We start from the raw sequence: 18161 nt of genomic DNA, 5'->3' as shown, positions 1-18161 counted from the left end.
CCGGTCTCCCGTGCCCGTGGCGCTATTCGAGCGTCAGCGACGCACGGTCAATACGCGCCGGCGGCCGAGAAACAGCCGATCAATAGACTGAGACAAAAGAGCAAGAGCCCGATGCCGCGGGCCGCTGCCGCGACGCCCGCCGGGGCCCGCGCACCCCACGATACCGGTGAAGATTCGTACACGAACGAACCACTTTCCCTGCCCCGGATATCTCCCTATAGACCGGCAGGCCGGCCGCGATGGCCGGCCCTTGACGACGATCGAGACACGACCACGCCACCCATGAGCGACGCCCGCCCGACCACGGGTCCGAAAGACACCTCCGGACTGACGGGCGATGCGGCCCCGGTTTCATCCCTGCTCCCGGCCTTCGGCTTCACGGCCGATCAGATGGCGACGGATGCCAACGTCGCAGCCTGGCGGGAGGCGGTCGCAACATTGTTCGACGTCGACGACCTCGCAGCCGGCGAACCCGGTCCGTTCCGCGCCGACATCAGCTCCTATGCCATGGGACCGGTGCTGATCGGGATGAGCCGGGCCAGCGGCCAGCGTTTCCGCCGCACCGCCGAGACGATTGCACGCAGCGGCGTCGATCACATCATCCTCCAGCTCTACCTGAAGGGCGGCTTCGACGGCATCGCGGATGCCCGCCCCGTCCGCGTGCGCGCCGGCGACATCTGCCTGTTCGACCTCGCCCAGACCCTGGAGACCCGGGCGACGGCGTTCGAGAACGTCACGCTGGTGGTGCCGCGTCCGATGTTCGGCCCCTATCTTCTGCGGGTCGGGGATCTGCATGGCCTGGTGCTGCCCGAGAGCGGCGTGATCGCCAGGCTGCTCGCGGGACATCTCGCCGCCCTGCTCGAATTCGCACCGCGCATGACGCTCGACGAATGCCAGTCGGTGGTCGAGGGCACGGTCTCGCTGCTCGCCGCCTGCCTGCGCAACGAGCTCGAGCGCGTCGAGGCCGACGCCGACCATTCAGCCGCAGTGAACCCGTCCCTGATACGGATCCGCCAATACATCGAGGCCGGCCTCGGCAGCGAGGATCTGTCGGCCCATTCGGTCGCGGCCCATTTCGGCCTGTCGCGGGCCTCCCTGTACCGGCTGTTCGCCCCGGTCGGCGGCATCGCCGACTACATCCGCAGCCGCCGCCTGCACCGCGCCTTCTTCGATCTTGCCAACTCCGACGCACGAGCCCAGAGGATCAGCGAGGTCGCGCGGCGCTGGCAGCTCGGCACCGACGCGCACTTCACCCGCTCATTCAAGGCCGCATACGGCATTACGCCGCGTGCGGCGCGGGAGGCCGCCCTGCTCGGCGTGCAGCGCGGCGCCGACGCAGCGAACGGCGCCACCATCTCCCGGTGGATGCGGGAGATCGCGCCGCCGGGCACCGACTGATTGATTGATCGCTCCCTGCCTCCGACGAGGCTACGGCGCCGGCAGATGATAGGCCAGCACGCCGCGCAACGTGTGCACGGTGCCGCCCGCGCTCAGGCTGGTCATGAAATCGGACGCCAGATCGTCTCTCGCACCGAGATGCGTCATGCGATATTCGGCACGGGCGGAGATGCTGTCGGTGAAGAAGCGCTCGAAGCCGCCGCCGAAGGTGGCGCCGTGATATTCGCGCGTCGGCGCAGTGCCGGGAAACCCGAGGAAATTGTAAGAAATCGACTGCGCGGTCGTCCCGCTGTAGCCGCCGAGCAGATAGACCATCGTCTCCGGCGCCACGAGATAGCCGACGCGCCCGCCGACGGTCCAACCCCACTTCACCGCGGCGAGATCCGACGAGATCTCGGCACCTGCGCCGGAAGCCTTGATCCTGGCGCCACCATTGGTCCCAGCGTCGATCAGCCCGAATGCACCAAGGACCCAGCGCGGCGCGACCTGGCGATCGTAGCCGATCGTGAAGGTGCCGCCGACATCGGCGCCGCCGAGACCGGACGCGTTGAAATCCAGCACGCCGGCGAACGAGCCCGCGACATGAGGCGTGATGACGTCACCGCCAATCCCCGCACCGACATAGACGCCTGTCCAGGTTGGCTTCAGCGCCGGCGCCGCCGCTGCCGTCGCGGGTCCGCCGAACTGGCCGAAGCGGTAGGCCGCACCGATCCGGACCACATGCTGGGACAGGTCAGTGGTCCAGACCGCTCCGAGCGGGTCGACAGTCGTCTGTTGGCCAAGCGCGACATAGCGGTATTCGCCGCGCAACGAGACGTTGCTGGCGAGGCGATATTCCGCACCGGCGCCGACCGTATAGCCGTGCGACGTCAGCGCCGGCTCCTGCACCGTGAACGAGGGCCCCCCAAAGATCTGGTAGTTGAGGTTCCAGTTGTTGATCCGCATCTCGCTATAGCCGGCGAGGCCGTAGAGCAGGATATCTGATGTCACCAGAAATCCGGCGCGGCCGCCGATCGTCCAGCCCTGGTCGAGCGATGGCAGTGCGGCGCTCAGGCTCTGACCGAAGAAGAAAGGGCTCGACGCGCTGGCCGTCGTGCGCTGGTGCGACCAGTCGTAATCGACGAAACCGCCGACCACGACGCGCGGCGCAACCTGGATGTCGAATCCGGCGAAAGCCGACAGACCGAGATCGGCGCCCTGCAAGCCGTCGAGATTGAACAGGTCCGGACCACCGCCGACGGGCATCAGGCGCGACCGGCCGGTCGCAAAGTCGAAGCCGAGGCCACCGCCGACATAGAATTGGGTCCAGTTCGCCACGGGCGCAGCGATCGGCCGCGCCTTCACCGGCAAGTCGGCTGCATGGACCACCGTTGCAGCGGAGGCGACAACATGTGCCGCTCCCAGAACAACCACCGCGCACACCCGCCGCTTCGCATGAATCAAATGCCGCCCCCATCACCCACTGCCGGTCGCGCCCCCGCGACCTGACGATTGGGAATATTCTCCACCCGTGCAATTGCACAAGCCGGCGGGCGCACGCTGTCCAATGCGGTCTCCATTTTATGGAACCGCTGTGACCTCCAAGCCATGATCTGTGAACGCGGGTTCACGCAGCGATCACGCAGGCGGACTGCGCGTCGTGCGCCCCACGTCGCCGGCCGGTCGCGATTGAGCCGCATCAATGCGTGCCGCGCGGCTCCGCCTAGATTTGAGAGTGCCGGGACTTCAATTGCGAAAGGCTGGCCAAATGCCCCACATCCTCGTCCCCGACCATCCCCGCGAAGAAACCGCACGCTTGCTGGGTCAGGCCAAGCATTGCCGCAAGCTCGCGACCTCCGTCGCGGAAGACGAGCTGATCGACCAGCTCGTGATGCTGGCGAAATCCTACGAGGCCAAGGCCGCCCTGCTGCGAGCGAGCTGCGGCGTCAGCAGCTAGGCGCTCGGCTACACGTCGCCATAGGCCGTCTCGGCCGAGCGCGTGGCGCGGCCGAACCCCATGATCATGAACAGCGCACCGATGATCGAGAGGTTCTTGAGCGCGTCGACAAGCACCTTGGCATTGTCGGGAGGCGTCTGGTTCCAGAAATCGGAGAACAGCACGGTTGCGACCGCGACGTAAACAATCATCAGCAATGCAAAGAATCGCGCGCCGAAGTTCAGCGCGATCATCAGCCCCGCGATGATCTCGAGTCCGCCGACCGCGATCGCCAGCAGTTGCGGCGTGGTCATGGCGGTCGCCGTCTCGATCTGCTGGGCATAGGGCGCAATGATTTCAGGTACCACGACCTTGGTGGCTATGAAGTCGGCCGTCGCCTGGATGGCAAAGAGCTTGGTGGCGCCCGTGTAGATGAACAGGACGGCGAACAGGATCCGCCCGAAAGTCACGAACGCTGGCATGATCGGCCTCTTGGCAAAGCGCTAAGCACAGGACGCGCCCGGAGATTATGATGAGTCGTGCGCCGGTTTACAAACGGGGAAATGGAAAACTGCTTTGAAATGATCGAAGTGCGGATGCGGCGGAGGTGCGCTCCCTCGCCCCGCTTGCGGGGAGAGGGTTGGGGTGAGGAGGAACTCCGCAAGGACGGTGGTCGACGGACTCGTGGAGACTCCCTCACCCGGAATTTGCTCTCGCAAATTCCGGCCCCTTCCCGCAAGCGGGGAGAGGCGAAGAACTTCCGCCTCAGGTAAACAATGTCGGCTGCTGCCTTGCCGCGCGCTCCTGCGCTTCCACCACCGCAACGGCCGTCATGTTGAGGATGCCACGCGCGGTCACCGAGGGTGTCAGGATGTGCGCCGGGCGCGCCGGGCCGATCAGGATCGGACCCACGGGCAGCGCATCGGCCAGCGACTTGATCATCTGGTAGGCGACGTTGGCGGTGTCCAGCGTCGGCATGATCATGATGTTGGCCTCACCCTCGAGCTTGGAGTGCGGCAAGACCATCTTGCGTGCCGCGGCCGAGAGCGCGGTGTCGCCCTGCATCTCGCCGTCGGCCTCGATCTCCGGATGCTTCTCCTTCAACAGCTGGGTCGCGCGGCGCATCTTGCGCGAGGAATCGGTGTCGTAGCTGCCGAAATCCGAATGCGAGACGAACGCGATCTTGGGCTTGAGCGCGAAACGCTGGACGTGGACCGCCGCGAGCGAGGCGATCTCGGCGAGTTCTTCCGCGGTCGGATTGGGGCGCACCTGGGTGTCGGCGATGAAGAAGGCGCCCTTGCTGGTGATCAGCAGCGCCAGCGCGGCATAGTCGCTGACGCCAGCCTGGAAGCCGACGATTTCGCGGACATGACGCAGATGATGCATGTAGCGGCCCTCGACGCCGCAGAGCATGGCATCCGCCTCCCCACGCATCACCGCGAGCGCCGCGATCACCGTGTTGTTGGTGCGCACCACCGTGCGTGCCGCGTCCGGCGTCACGCCGCGGCGGCCGGCGACTTCGACGTAAGACTGGACGTAGGAGCGATAGCGCGGATCGTCCTCGGGATTGACGAGATCGAAATCCTTGCCCGCCTTGATCAACAGGCCGAAGCGCTTGATACGCGCCTCCACCACGGACGGACGGCCGACCAGAATCGGCCGCGCCAGATTCTCCTCCAGCACCACCTGGGTGGCGCGCAGCACGCGCTCGTCCTCGCCTTCGGCGTAGATCACACGCACCGGCTGGGTCTTGGCCTTCGCGAACATCGGCTTCATGACGAGGCCGGAGCGGAAGGCGAAGCGCTCGAGCAGCGCGGTGTATTCGTCGAAATTGGTGATCTGCCGCGTCGCGACGCCGGACTCCATCGCGGCCTTCGCCACAGCCGGCGAGATGCGCAGGATCAGCCGCGGGTCGAACGGGCTCGGAATCAGCGAGCCGGGGCCGAAGCCCTGGGTCTCGCCGCTGTCGAAGCCCTGCGCCACCGCGTCGGACGGCGCCTCGCGCGCGAGCTGCGCGATGGCCTCGACGGCCGCGAGCTTCATCTCCTCGTTGATCGCGGTGGCGCCGACGTCGAGCGCGCCGCGGAAGATGAAGGGGAAGCAGAGAACGTTGTTGACCTGGTTCGGATAGTCCGAGCGGCCGGTGCAGATCATGGCGTCGGGGCGCGCTTTCCGCGCCTCCTCCGGCATGATCTCCGGGGTCGGGTTGGCGAGCGCCATGATCAAGGGCTTGTCGCCCATTGCCTTGGCCATCTCCGGCTTGAGCACGCCGGGTGCCGAAAGCCCGATGAAGATGTCGGCGCCGCCGATGACGTCGCTGAGCGTGCGCTTGTCGGTCTTCTGCGCATAGACCGCCTTCCAGCGGTCCATCGTGGTGTTGCGGCCTTCATGCACGAGGCCGTCGATGTCGCAGACCCAGATGTTCTTGCGCTGTGCGCCCATCGAGACCAGCAGGTTCAGCGTGGCGATTGCGGCGGCCCCTGCCCCCGACGCCACGATCTTGACGTCCGACAGCTTCTTGCCGTTCAGCCGCAGGGCGTTGGTGACGGCGGCGGCGACGATGATGGCGGTGCCGTGCTGGTCGTCATGGAAGACCGGGATCTTCATGCGCGCCTTCAGTTGCGCCTCGATCTCGAAGCACTCCGGTCCGCGGATGTCTTCCAAATTGATGCCGCCGAAGGTCGGCTCCAGCGCGGCCACGGTCTCGACGACGCGCTCGATGGTTTCGGCGGCGATCTCGATATCGAACACGTCGATGCCGGCGAACTTCTTGAACAGGACGGCCTTGCCCTCCATCACCGGCTTGGACGCCAGCGGGCCGATATTGCCGAGGCCGAGCACGGCGGTGCCGTTGGAGACGACGGCGACCAGATTCGAGCGGATCGTGAGCGTCGCGGCTTCAGCCGGATTGTTGGCGATCTCGGTGCAGGCAGCGGCGACGCCCGGAGAATAGGCAAGCGCGAGATCGCGCTGGTTGGCGAGTGGCTTGGTCGCCTGGATCTCGAGCTTTCCGGGGCGCGGCAGACGGTGATAGGCCAACGCTGCCTGGTGGAGATCATCGGAATAAGACGACATGCGGTGTCTCGCCTCGCGTTACCGGCCTCAAACTAGGTTGTCACGACCGCTCCGCCGTGAGGCGGTATTTCCGGGTCATGGAAACGGGATGAAGCACGCCGGGCGCCCCGGTGGCAACATCCGATTGCGCTCCCGTCAACAAGGCACATAGTCAAATATTTGATAGCTATAGCTTTACCTGGACCGCACGGCGTTTCGCGAATATGGCAGGTTGCGCCGTGCAAAACGGCAACTGGAGCTGGGAATGAAGCGAGATCCTGATCGGCCTGATCGTGGCAGCCGTGCTTGCCGCGGGCGGATGGTTCGGCTTCAACCTCTATGCGAGATCATCGCGCCGTCGCCGAGGTCGAGGCGGCGTTCGAGCAGATGCGCGCCAGTGGCGGCAAGGCCAGCCACGGCAAGATCGCGTTCGACGCGATGAGCCGGACGCTGACGATCGAGAATATCGATGTCGAGCCCGCCCGGCCGGAGTTCGCCAACGTCAAGATCGCAAAGATCACGGCCGTCGGGGTCCGCCAGCCAGACGAGGCCCATTTCTCGGCCGACGGCATTGACCTGTCAGGGGTCGAGGTCGCCTACACGTACACCCAACAAGCGAAGCTGAAAGCGAACTACAAGATCCCCGAGATCACCGCTCGCGACGTTTCCGGTCCGATCCGCACAGCCAACGTTCCGCTGTCCGGTTCGATGATCGACATGTACCGCTTCATGCTCGCGCAATACGCCGCTGCCTCGGCGTCCTCGATCATGGCGCCGACCATCGCCATCAGCATCGATGCGGGCACGGGCAACGCCGGCAGCGGAGACTTCGTCTATTCGGGTCTGGCGATCCAGAACGCCAATCGGGGCAAGATCGAAACGGCGAAGACCGACCGCGTCACCTATTCGCTCGACGTGAGCCAGCCGGGCAAGCCTGCAAAAATGACCGGCGATCTGTCCGGTTTGGCCGTCCATGATTTCGACTCAAGCGCAGTGACGGCCGCCCTCGATCCGCAAGGCTCGAGCGACGACCGCTTCCACAGGGTCTATCGACGTATCACAGCCAATTCATACGTGGTGACGATGGCACCGGGCGTGCGTGTGCAGATCGACAATTTCGCCATCGACGACATTGCGATCCGGCCCTCGAAATTCCGCCCGGCAGAGATCATGGCGATGATGCCGGTTGATGGTTCAACTCCGACGCCGGCGCAGTCCCGCGACATGATCGGGAAGATGGCCGACTTCTTCGAGGGCTTTCAGATCGGCAAGGCTGAAATCGGCAGACAGACCATCGAGACGCCGCAAGGAACGGGGAAGCTCAACGCCGTCAAATACGATCAGGACAAGATTGCGATCGAAGGCCTCGATATGCCGATGCCGCAGGGGCAGCTCAAGATGGAGCGCTTTGCGCTGAAGTCCTTCAGCGCGGCGAATCTGATGCGCTGGGCGGCAAGCCTCGGAGCCCCAGGACAAACACCCTCGCCGGATCGGATGCTGGGCCTGTTCCGCGTGCTCGAAGGCGCCGAGATCAAAGGCGTCGTCGCGCCCTTCAAGAACACGCGGCAGCTCGTCACCATCGACACGATCAACCTGAACTGGGGCCAGCTGGTCGGATCGATCCCGAGCAAGGCCAGTCTGGTCGTGAAGATGGTGACGCCGACCGATCCGGCCAATCCGGCACAGCGGCCGCTGATCATGGCGGGCGTGGACAAGCTGGCGATCGACCTCGATCTCGGCGCCGCCTGGACGGAATCGTCGGGCGCATTCGCTCTCGCGCCGGCGACCATCGATCTCGGCAATCTCGCCAGAGCGCAAGCCCGCCTTGCGCTCGCCAACGTGCCACGCGGCGTTTTCACGGCCGATCCGGCGCAGGCGATGGGTCAGGCGGCGCAGATCGAGACCGGCGCGATCGAGCTCTCGCTGCGCGACAGCGGCGTCGTCGATCTCGTCGTGGCGCAGTTCTCGCGCATGCAGAACGTCAACCGCGACGCCGCCCGCAGCGCCATCGCCGAGATGATCCGGGCGCAGGGCGATAGGCTCACGGCTGCCAATCTCGACGCCAAAGCGGCGGTCGATGCGCTCGCCGGCTTCGTGGAGACATCAGGACAGACACTCACGATCAAGCTGACGCCCCGCGCCAAGGTGCCGCTGATGCAATTGCTGCAGCTCACCCAGAGCGCTCCGGAGAACGCGCTGGCGCAGTTCAGGATCGAGGCGTCGACGGGGCTGTAGGGGACCGACGCGCAGCTCTATCCCCGTCATTGCGAGCGCAGCGAAGCAATCCAGAGTCCCTCCGCGGAAAGATTCTGGATTGCTTCGCTGCGCTCGCAATGACGATATGGGGAGAGCGAGGCCTCTCCCCACACGCGGGGAGAGGCGAAGCGCACTCACTTCTGCGGCAGGTTCACCTTCACATGCAGCTCACGGAGCTGCTTCGTGGTGGCTTCCGACGGCGCGCCCATCAGCAGGTCCATGGCCTGCTGATTCATCGGGAACAGCGAGATCTCGCGCAGATTGTTGGTGCCGCACAGCAGCATCACGATGCGGTCGACACCGGCCGCCATGCCGCCATGCGGCGGGGCGCCGTACTGGAAGGCGCGGTACATGCCGCCGAAGCGGTCGACCACTTCCTGCTCGCCGTAGCCGGCGATCTCGAACGCCTTCACCATCGCTTCCGGCACGTGGTTGCGGATGCCGCCGGAGGCGATCTCATAGCCGTTGCAGGTGATGTCGTACTGGAACGCCTTGATGGTCAGCGGGTCCTGGCCCTTCAGCGCGTCGAGGCCGCCCTGCGGCATCGAGAACGGGTTGTGCGAGAAGTCGACCTTCTTGTCGTCCTCGTTGTACTCGTACATCGGGAAGTCGACGATCCAGGCGAGCTCGAACCGCTCCTTGTCGGTGAGGTTCAACTCCTCGCCGACCTTATTGCGGGCGAGGCCCGAAAACTTCCAGAACTTGTCGGGATCGCCAGCGACGAAGAAGGCGGCATCGCCCTCCTTGGTGCCGATCTGCGCGCGGATCGCAGCGGTGCGCTCGGGCCCGATGTTGTTCGCCAAGGGACCTGCGCCCTCGCCGCCCTCGCGCCACATGATGTAGCCGAGGCCCGGCTGGCCTTCGCCTTGCGCCCAAGAATTCATGCGGTCGCAGAACGCGCGGCTGCCGCCGCCCGGCGCCGGGATCGCCCAGACCTGGTTCTTGGGGTCCTCGAGCATGCGCGCGAACACCTTGAAGCCGGAGCCGCGGAAGTGCTCGGAGACGTCCTGCATCTCGATGGGGTTGCGCAAATCCGGCTTGTCGCTGCCATACTTGCGCAGCGCCTCGGCGAACGGGATGCGGCGCCAGTTCTTGCTGACCGGCTTGCCCTTGGCGAACTCCTCGAACACGCCGGTGATGACGGGCTCCATCGCCGCGAAGACGTCTTCCTGAGTGACAAAGCTCATCTCGACGTCGAGCTGGTAGAACTCGCCGGGCAGACGGTCCGCGCGCGGATCCTCGTCGCGGAAGCACGGCGCGATCTGGAAGTAGCGGTCGAAGCCCGACATCATCAGCAACTGCTTGTATTGCTGCGGCGCCTGCGGCAGCGCGTAGAACTTGCCGGGATGGATGCGCGAGGGCACCAGGAAGTCGCGCGCGCCCTCGGGCGATGACGCGGTCAGGATCGGCGTGTTGAACTCGAAGAAGCCCTGCCCCTCCATGCGCCGGCGCATCGACTTGATGATCTCGACGCGCGTCATGATGTTCTGGTGCAATTTTTCGCGGCGCAGATCGAGGAAGCGGTACTTCAGGCGAATGTCTTCTGGATATTCCTGGTCGCCGAACACCGGCAGCGGCAGGTCGCCGGCAGGGCCCAGCACCTCGATCTCGCTGACATAGATCTCGATCTTGCCGGTCGGCAGATCGTCGTTGTCGGTGCCCTCGGGGCGGCGGCGGGCCTTGCCGTCCATCCGCACCACGAATTCCGAGCGCAGCTTTTCGGCCTGCGCAAACGCCGGCGAGTCCGGATCGACCACGCACTGGGTCAGGCCGTAATGGTCGCGCAGGTCGATGAACAGCACGCCGCCATGGTCGCGAACGCGATGGACCCAGCCTGACAGGCGGACCGTCTCGCCGATGTTGCTCTCGCGGAGCGCGCCGCATGTATGTGACCGGTAGCGATGCATGGTCGTCCCAAAATGATGTCTGAGGAAGCGAATCGAACGGCCGAAAACGGCCGGTCCGACGTTGCGGCAGGGTTTACCCGACGAGGCCGGGTGCGGCAACCAAGGGAACGGGCCGTTTTGGGGCCGAACCGCTCATTTTTGGCCTGTTTGGGCGCGAGCCTTTGCCATCCGGCGTTCCCCGCCTATCTTTACCTCCATGACCGTCCATTTCCCGTTCCAGAACTCCTATTCGGCGCTGCCGGACAGCTTCTTTGCCCGGGTCGCGCCGACCCCCGTCGCCGCGCCCCGGCTGATCAAGCTGAACCGGCCGCTGGCGCTCCAGCTCGGGCTCGATCCGGATCTGCTGGAGACCCCCGAAGGCGCCGAGATCCTGGCCGGCAAGACGGTTCCACCGGGCGCCGATCCCATCGCCATGGCCTATGCCGGCCACCAGTTCGGGAATTTCGTGCCCCAGCTCGGCGACGGCCGCGCCATCCTGCTCGGTGAGGTCATCGACAGAGGCGGCCTCCGCCGCGACATCCAGCTCAAGGGAAGCGGCCCCACCCCGTTCTCCCGCCGCGGCGATGGCCGCGCCGCGCTCGGGCCGGTGCTGCGCGAGTACATCGTCAGCGAAGCGATGTTTGCGCTGGGCATTCCGACCACGCGCTCGCTCGCCGCGGTCGTCACCGGCGAGCAGGTGTTTCGCGAAACCGCGCTGCCCGGAGCGGTGCTGACCCGCGTCGCCTCCAGCCACATCCGCGTCGGCACTTTCCAGTTCTTCGCGGTCCGCCGCGACACCGAGGCGGTGCGCCGGCTCGCCGACCACGTCATCTTCCGGCATTACCCCGAGCTGTTGAATGCGGAGCGGCCCTATCACGGCCTGCTCGGCGCCGTCGTCGCGCGACAGGCCGAACTCGTCGCGCGCTGGCTGCTGGTCGGCTTCATCCATGGCGTGATGAACACCGACAACAGCTCCATCTCCGGCGAGACCATCGACTACGGCCCCTGCGCCTTCATGGATGCGTACAATCCCTCGCAGGTGTTTTCGTCGATCGACGAGATGGGCCGCTACGCCTATGCCAACCAGCCGCGCATCGCACTGTGGAATCTGACGCGGCTGGCCGAATGCCTGCTGCCGCTGTTCGGAGACGAGCAGGAGAAGGCCGTCGCTGAGGCCCAGGACATTCTCGGCGCGTTCTCCGAGACGTTCAGTGCGGCCTATCAGACAGGCCTGCGCAAGAAGGTCGGCCTGTTCACGACGCGCGACGGCGACGACGCGCTGATTCAGGACCTGCTCGACGCCATGGCGAAGAACCAGGCCGACTTCACCCTCACCTTCCGCAGCCTGGGTGACGCCGCAGGGGATGCGGCCGCGGACGACGCGCGCGCGCAGTTCATGGATCCCGCGGCCTTCGACGAGTGGGCCAGGCGCTGGCGCGAGCGCACGGCACTGGAGCCTCAAAGCGGGGCCGAGCGGCAAGCCGCCATGCATGCCGTCAATCCGATCTTCATCCCGCGCAACCACCGCGTCGAGGCCGTGATCCAGGCCGCGGTGAATGACGACGACTACGCGCCGTTCGAGGAATTGGTGAAGGTGCTGGCGAATCCGTTCGAGGACCAGCCGGAGTATGCCGCCTTCGCCGATCCGCCGCTGCCGGATCAGCGGGTGCTGCAGACGTTCTGCGGGACGTGAGGCAAGCTCTGCCTCGCCACTACTTTGAATTGGTTCGCCGGATGGATTACGCCTTCCGCTAGTTCGTGCTGCGCTTTGGACATTGTGGACACGTCCCGACCACGGGAACCCCTGTCATCAAACTGAAACACACCCACTTTAACCGCCTGTCAGGGGTCGTCTTGCCGGAGGCGCCCATCCTCCAACTATCCCTGACAAGCGCGCCATGCCCTTCAAATTCATCCACATCACCGACACGCATCTCGCGAATCCCGGGCTGAAGCTCTATGGCCTCGATCCGCGCACCCGGCTCGATGCCGCGATCGCCGACGTCAACAAGCACCAGGCCGATGCCGCCTTCGCGGTCGTGACCGGCGACCTCACGCATTGGGGCGAGGCTGACTCCTACGCCAATTTCGCCGACGCGATGGCGGCGCTGAAGATCCCGTACATCGCGATGGTCGGCAATCACGACAAGCGCGCCACCTGCCTCGACGCCCTGAAAGCCGCGCCGCGCGATCCCAACGGCTTCGTGCAGGGCACCAGGACTACCGAGCACGGCCTGTTCGTGTTCCTCGACACGCTGGACGAGACCAGCCATGCCGGCGAGATGTGCGACAAGCGGCTCGGCTGGCTGGCGAGCACGCTGGCGGCAGCACCGGCAGACATGCCGTTCGTCGTGTTCATGCATCATCCGCCCTTCCCGGTCGGCGTCCACGCGATGGACGAGATCGGGCTGAAGCAGAGCGCCGAGTTCGCCGAGGTGATCGCGCCTTATCGGTCGCGCATCCGTCATCTGTTCTTCGGGCATGTGCACCGGCCGATCTTCGGCAGCTACGGCAAGATCCCCTTCTCCACCCTGCGCGGCACCAACCATCAGGTCTGGTTCGAGCTCGACGCCGACGCACCGCACCTGGCGAGCCACGAGCCGCCGGCCTATGGCGTGGTGCTGATCGACGACGAGAACCTCGTCGTGCACAGCCACGACTTCCTCGACACCAGTCTGCGCTTTCCCTTTGCGCCACCGGCGGGAATGGACGGCCGCGACTATGCGCTCAAATTCGCGGCGCGGTGAGATGAGCCTTGCTGAACCCGCGGCTCTCCCAGTCGCGGCATCGGCGCCGCCGCACCTGCACATCCTGAAGCGGTTCTCCACCCGCTTCAAAATCTCGCTGCCGGCCTATCTGCTGCTGCTTCCGTCGCTGGTCTTCCTCGCGCTGTTCACCTACGGCGCGATCGGCCGCGTGTTCGTCGACGCGCTCTATCAGCGCGCGACGCCGAAGGCGCCACTCCGCTTCGTCGGCCTCGACAACATCAGTGCGGTGCTCGCCGACCCCGCCTTCACCGGCGCGGTCGTCAACAATCTCATCTATGCCGTCGGCACCGCGATCCCGAGCATCGGACTCGCGCTGCTGTTCGCACTGGCGCTGGCGCGGACCAATGCCGTAACCAGCGCGCTTCGCGCCGCGCTGTTTCTCCCCGTGCTGATCCCGATGGTCGCGGCCTCCGCGCTGTTCCTGTTCATCTTCCTGCCCAATGTCGGGCTGCTCGACTATTACATCGGCCGGCTGCTTCCGGTGCTGCCGAACTGGCTCGGCGATTCCGACATCGCGCTCTATGCCATCATGGTCATCACGATCTGGAAGAACGCCGGCTATTACATGCTGTTCTTCCTCGCCGGCCTCCAGTCCGTGCCGGAGGATGTCATGGAAGCCGCGCATCTCGACGGCGCGGGACCCTGGCAGCGCTTTCGCCACATTACCCTGCCGGAGCTCAAGCCGACCTTCCTGTTCGTCACCGTGATCGCCATCCTCAATGCGGTGACGCAGGTCGACCACGTCTTCGTCATGACCAAGGGCGGACCGTCGAACGCCACCAACCTCGTACTGTTCTACATCTACCAGCAGGCGGTCGAGCATTACGACATCGGCAAGGCCTCGGCCGCGACGCTGCTGACGCTCGCCGCGCTGATGGGCCTCACCGCGCTGTCGTTCCGCACCATGGCGAACCGCGAGGGCGGGGCATGACGCTGATCGATTGGCTGTTCAACGATACCCCGCTCGCCACCCGCCGCGAGATCACGCCCAAGCTCGGCTTCGTCCTGACCGTACTGCTCGCGCTGGTCTGGCTGATCCCGTTCCTGTGGATGGGCGTGGCGACGCTGCGCCCGGCCTCCGACGGCATCAATTTGATGGCCGAACTGATGCCGAGCCTGAAGCCGACGCTCGACAACATCAGGGACGCCTGGGAGATCGGCGATTTCCCGCGCTACTTCCTCAACACCACGATCATCTGCACCGGCATCCTCTCGGTGCAGCTCGTCACGATCACGCTGGCGGGCTTTGCCTTCGCGCGGCTCGAATTCGCCGGCAAGACGCTGCTGTTTTACCTTTTCCTGATGCAGCTGATGCTGGTGCCGGTGCTGCTGATCGTGCCGAACCTCAAGCTCGTCGCGCAATTCGGCCTCTACGACACGCTGGCCGGCGTGATGATGCCGTTCTTCGCCTCGGCCTTCGGCGCCTTCCTGATGCGGCAGGCTTTCGAAGCCATTCCGACCGAGCTGGAAGACGCGGCCCTGATCGACGGCGCCAGCCTGTTCCAGCGCATCCGCCACATCTACGTGCCGCTGTCGATGCCGAGCTTCTCGGCGTTCGCCATCATCTCCGTCACCAGCCACTGGAACGACTTCCTGTGGCCGCTGATGGTGATCAATTCGCCGGACAAGCGCCCGCTCACGGTCGGGCTGTCGGTGTTCACCGCCACGGCCGAAGGCACGCAGGCCTGGGGCACCATCGCGGCCGGCACATTGATGGTGATCGCGCCGCTGCTCATCACCTTCCTGATCTTCCAGAAGCGCTTCATCAGTTCTTTCGTCACCTCAGGCATCAAATAGGAGATTTCTCGATGCTGTTTACCCGCAGGCTCATGCTCGGCCTCGCCATGGCAGGCACTTTTGCCAGCGCCCTCGCCGTCCCGGCCCTGGCCGAAGGTCCGACCGAGATCGACCTGTTCTTCCCGGTTCCGGTCGACGGCAAGCTCGCCCGCGACATGGGCACGTTGATCAAGGAGTTCAACGAGACCCATCCGGCGATCAAGGCCACCGCGGTCTACACCGGCTCCTATGACGACACCCTGATCAAGACGCGCGCTGCGATCAAGGCCGGCAAGCCGCCGTCCGCCGTGATCATGTCGGCAAATTTCCTGCTCGACATGCAGATCGAGAACGAGCTGACCAATCTCGACGGCCTTATCGCCGCCGACGGCACCACCAAGGAAAAGTTCCTGGGTCAGTTCTTCCCGGCGCTGCAGGGTAACGCGGTGATCGACCGTTCGGTTTACGGCGTGCCCTTCCACAATTCGACGCCGCTGCTCTACATCAACGCCGACAAGGCGAAGGAAGCGGGCCTCGATCCGAGCAAGCCGCCGCAGACCTGGGCCGAGCTCACCGACTGGGCCAAGAAGCTCACCAAGCGCGAGGGCGACAAGGTGACCCAATGGGGCATCGCGATCCCCTGCGCCTATGACTATTGCGGCTGGATGATGGAAACGCTCACCATGACCAATGGCGGGCGTTACTACAACGAGGAGTTCGGCGGCGAGGTCTATTACGACACGCCGTCGATGCTCGGCGCACTGACCTGGTGGAACGACCTCGTCTACAAGCACAAGGTCCACGCGCCCGGCGCCACCCCCGGCCCGGCCGTCAGCACCTCCTTCATCTCCGGCAACGCCGCGATGATGATGCTCTCGACGGGCTCGCTCACTTACGTGCGCGACAACGCCAAGTTCAACTACAAGGTCGCCTTCATCCCGCGCAACGTCCGCAACGCCGTGCCGATCGGCGGCGCCTCGCTGATCGTTCCGGCTGGCCTCGAAGCCGACAAGCAGAAGGCAGCCTGGACGCTGATCAAGTGGATGACCTCGCCCGAGAAGAGCGCCTGGTGGAGCCGAGCCACCGGCTACTTCGCGCCCAACATGGCGGCGTACAAGACGCCTGACATGATCGAGTTCCTCAACAAACACCCGGACGCCAAGACCGCCGTCGAGCAGCTCGACGTCGCAAAGCCCTGGTTCGCGACCTACAAGACCGTGCCGGTCCGCAAGACGCTGGAGGACGAGGTGATGCTGGTCCTCAACGGCAAGAAGCAGCCGAAGGAAGCGCTGGTCGCCGCCCAGAAGGCCGCGGATGAGACGCTGAAGCCGTACAACGCGGAGACCTCGCTGAAGCTGCCGTAATACGCCGGCTCATCGCGCGAACACCATTCGGCGCTCCGCCCTGCGGGGCGCCGTACTCATTTCGGACCATTGCCAACGTTAACTCCCCGTCCACCATCCGGCCCGACCCGCCGCCGGTAACCACGACAATTAACAGACCCTCAATTCACCCCAGACAAGTCTAGCAATGCTTCTGGGGAGATTTTGCCGTGGATCTGCTGGTTATCGAGTTCCTGGGTCTGGCGCTGGTCGCCATGTGCCTGGTCGTGGTGGCGCTGCCCTGCGCGCGCAAATCCTCCAACCGGGTCCGCTACGAATAGGAATTTCGTCGGAATCAGGCGATTCCCGCCCGACGCAAGGATCGAATTCGCTTAGAGCCCCTTGACATCACAGCGCTTTCGGCAGAACGGCTGATATACGTGTTATGGGCCGTTCATGGATTTGATTACAACCACCGCTGACCTCGCAGCTGCCTGCAGCCGCCTGGCCAAGCATCCCGTCATTACCGTTGATACCGAGTTCCTGCGCGAAACCACCTACTACCCGCTTCTATGCGTGGTGCAGATGGCGAGCGCCGAGGAAGCCATGGTCATCGACACCCTGGCCGAGGGCATCGACCTCAAGCCGTTCTTCGAGCTGATGGCGAACGAGGCCGTGCTCAAGGTGTTCCACGCCGCCCGGCAGGACATCGAGATCATCTGGCATCAGGCGGGCATCATCCCGCACCCGGTGTTCGACACCCAGGTCGCCGCCATGGTGCTCGGCTATGGCGACAGCATCGCCTATGACGCCCTGGTCGAGAAGGTCGCCGGTCATCGCCCCGACAAGACGCATCGCTTCACCGACTGGTCGCGCCGGCCGCTGACCAAGGAGCAGATGCATTACGCGGTGTCCGACGTCACTCACTTGCGCGACGTGTTCGCCGCCCTCGACGCCGATTTGAAGAAGCGCCGCCGTAGCGAATGGGTCTCGATCGAGATGGAGGTCCTGACCTCGCCGAAGACCTACGACTTCCACCCCGAGCGCGCCTGGGAGCGGCTGAAGACGCGCGTGCGCAAGCCGAAGGACCTCGCCGTCCTGATGGAGGTCGCCGCCTGGCGCGAGCAGGAAGCCCAGAGCCGTGACGTTCCGCGCGGCCGCGTGCTGCGCGACGAAGCCGTCAGCGACATCGCGACCCACGCCCCGAACACGATCGAGAAACTCGCAAATCTACGCTCGGTGCCGAAGGGTTTCGAGAAGTCGAAATGGGGCGCGGACATCGTTGCCGCGGTCCAGCGCGGGCTGGCGCGCGATCCCGCCACGCTGCCGAAGCTGGAGAAGCCGCGCAACAACAACAACGGCGCCGCCATCGTCGAGCTCCTGAAGGTGCTGCTGCGTATGACGGCAGAGCGCCACGCCGTCGCCAGCAAGGTGATCGCCACCGTCGACGATCTCGAAGAGATCGCAGCCGATGACGAAGCCGACGTGCCGGCGCTGCACGGCTGGCGCCGCGAGCTGTTCGGCGATGCCGCACTGAAGCTGAAGCGCGGCGAGCTGGCGCTTGCGGTCGAGAAAGGCCGCGTGATCGGGGTTCAGCGGGTAGAGGCAGTCAAACCGTCATCCTGAGTGCGAAGCATCGCGCGCAGAGCCTCGAAGGATGAGCGGCCCCACTGCGAGCCAGCCGGGCCGTCGCCCTTAGAGGGCCGCTTCGCGGCCACCTCAGGGTGACGGTGTTGGATTGGGGCCTCGCTGCTTCCACATCGTCATTGCGAGGAGCTCTTGCGAC

At 65.1% G+C, this 18161-nt stretch carries 13 protein-coding genes; 9 read left to right on the top strand and 4 right to left on the bottom strand.

Annotation, left to right across the window (positions count from 1 at the left end; translation table 11 throughout):
• The first annotated feature begins 282 nt into the window (after positions 1-282).
• Complete coding sequence (locus ACQ86E_RS29010) at positions 283-1398, top strand: helix-turn-helix domain-containing protein (RefSeq protein WP_431202892.1); 1116 nt, start codon at positions 283-285, stop codon at positions 1396-1398.
• A gap of 30 nt (positions 1399-1428) precedes the next feature.
• Here the strand turns inward: ACQ86E_RS29010 and ACQ86E_RS29005 are convergent, their stop codons facing one another.
• Entirely contained in the window at positions 1429-2811 is a 1383-nt protein-coding gene (locus ACQ86E_RS29005; protein ID WP_431202891.1) for an outer membrane protein, read from the bottom strand.
• 334 nt (positions 2812-3145) lie between these two features.
• Here ACQ86E_RS29005 and ACQ86E_RS29000 point away from each other — a divergent pair, with 334 nt between their 5' ends.
• Positions 3146-3334 (top strand): hypothetical protein, encoded by a 189-nt coding sequence (locus ACQ86E_RS29000; protein ID WP_431202890.1) that lies wholly within the window; start codon positions 3146-3148, stop codon positions 3332-3334.
• A gap of 8 nt (positions 3335-3342) precedes the next feature.
• Here the strand turns inward: ACQ86E_RS29000 and ACQ86E_RS28995 are convergent, their stop codons facing one another.
• Positions 3343-3795 (bottom strand): DoxX family protein, encoded by a 453-nt coding sequence (locus tag ACQ86E_RS28995; RefSeq protein ID WP_151641976.1) that lies wholly within the window; start codon positions 3793-3795, stop codon positions 3343-3345.
• 283 nt (positions 3796-4078) lie between these two features.
• Entirely contained in the window at positions 4079-6388 is a 2310-nt protein-coding gene (locus ACQ86E_RS28990) for an NADP-dependent malic enzyme (protein WP_431202889.1), read from the bottom strand.
• Positions 6389-6706: 318 nt separating this feature from the next.
• Between ACQ86E_RS28990 and ACQ86E_RS28985 the strand changes: the two genes are divergently transcribed.
• The gene (locus ACQ86E_RS28985; RefSeq protein WP_431202888.1) at positions 6707-8602 is read left to right on the top strand and encodes a hypothetical protein; all 1896 of its coding nucleotides are present in this window, start codon (positions 6707-6709) and stop codon (positions 8600-8602) included.
• Positions 8603-8757: 155 nt separating this feature from the next.
• Here the strand turns inward: ACQ86E_RS28985 and aspS are convergent, their stop codons facing one another.
• Positions 8758-10530, bottom strand: a complete 1773-nt coding sequence (gene aspS, locus ACQ86E_RS28980; protein ID WP_431202887.1) for an aspartate--tRNA ligase — start codon at positions 10528-10530, stop codon at positions 8758-8760.
• Between the two features lie 196 nt (positions 10531-10726).
• Here aspS and ACQ86E_RS28975 point away from each other — a divergent pair, with 196 nt between their 5' ends.
• The 6 genes from ACQ86E_RS28975 (at position 10727) to rnd (ending at position 18001) form a co-directional block, all read left to right on the top strand.
• Complete coding sequence (locus ACQ86E_RS28975; RefSeq protein ID WP_431202886.1) at positions 10727-12202, top strand: protein adenylyltransferase SelO; 1476 nt, start codon at positions 10727-10729, stop codon at positions 12200-12202.
• A 205-nt stretch (positions 12203-12407) separates the two neighbouring features.
• The gene (locus ACQ86E_RS28970) at positions 12408-13256 is read left to right on the top strand and encodes a phosphodiesterase (protein ID WP_431202885.1); all 849 of its coding nucleotides are present in this window, start codon (positions 12408-12410) and stop codon (positions 13254-13256) included.
• A gap of 1 nt (position 13257) precedes the next feature.
• Complete coding sequence (locus tag ACQ86E_RS28965; protein WP_431202884.1) at positions 13258-14208, top strand: carbohydrate ABC transporter permease; 951 nt, start codon at positions 13258-13260, stop codon at positions 14206-14208.
• Positions 14205-15074, top strand: a complete 870-nt coding sequence (locus tag ACQ86E_RS28960; protein ID WP_431202883.1) for a carbohydrate ABC transporter permease — start codon at positions 14205-14207, stop codon at positions 15072-15074. Before ACQ86E_RS28965 ends, ACQ86E_RS28960 begins: the two co-directional genes overlap by 4 nt.
• Positions 15075-15085: 11 nt before the next feature.
• On the top strand, positions 15086-16417 hold the full coding sequence (locus tag ACQ86E_RS28955) for an ABC transporter substrate-binding protein (protein WP_431202882.1): 1332 nt from the start codon (positions 15086-15088) through the stop codon (positions 16415-16417).
• Positions 16418-16831: 414 nt separating this feature from the next.
• Entirely contained in the window at positions 16832-18001 is a 1170-nt protein-coding gene (gene rnd / locus ACQ86E_RS28950; RefSeq protein ID WP_431202881.1) for a ribonuclease D, read from the top strand.
• Positions 18002-18161: the final 160 nt, after the last annotated feature.

The organism is Bradyrhizobium betae (assembly GCF_050632175.1).
GTDB lineage: Bacteria > Pseudomonadota > Alphaproteobacteria > Rhizobiales > Xanthobacteraceae > Bradyrhizobium > Bradyrhizobium betae_B.
The sequence above is the reverse complement of the archived record's forward strand: the minus strand, read 5'-3'. Positions and strand labels throughout refer to the sequence as shown.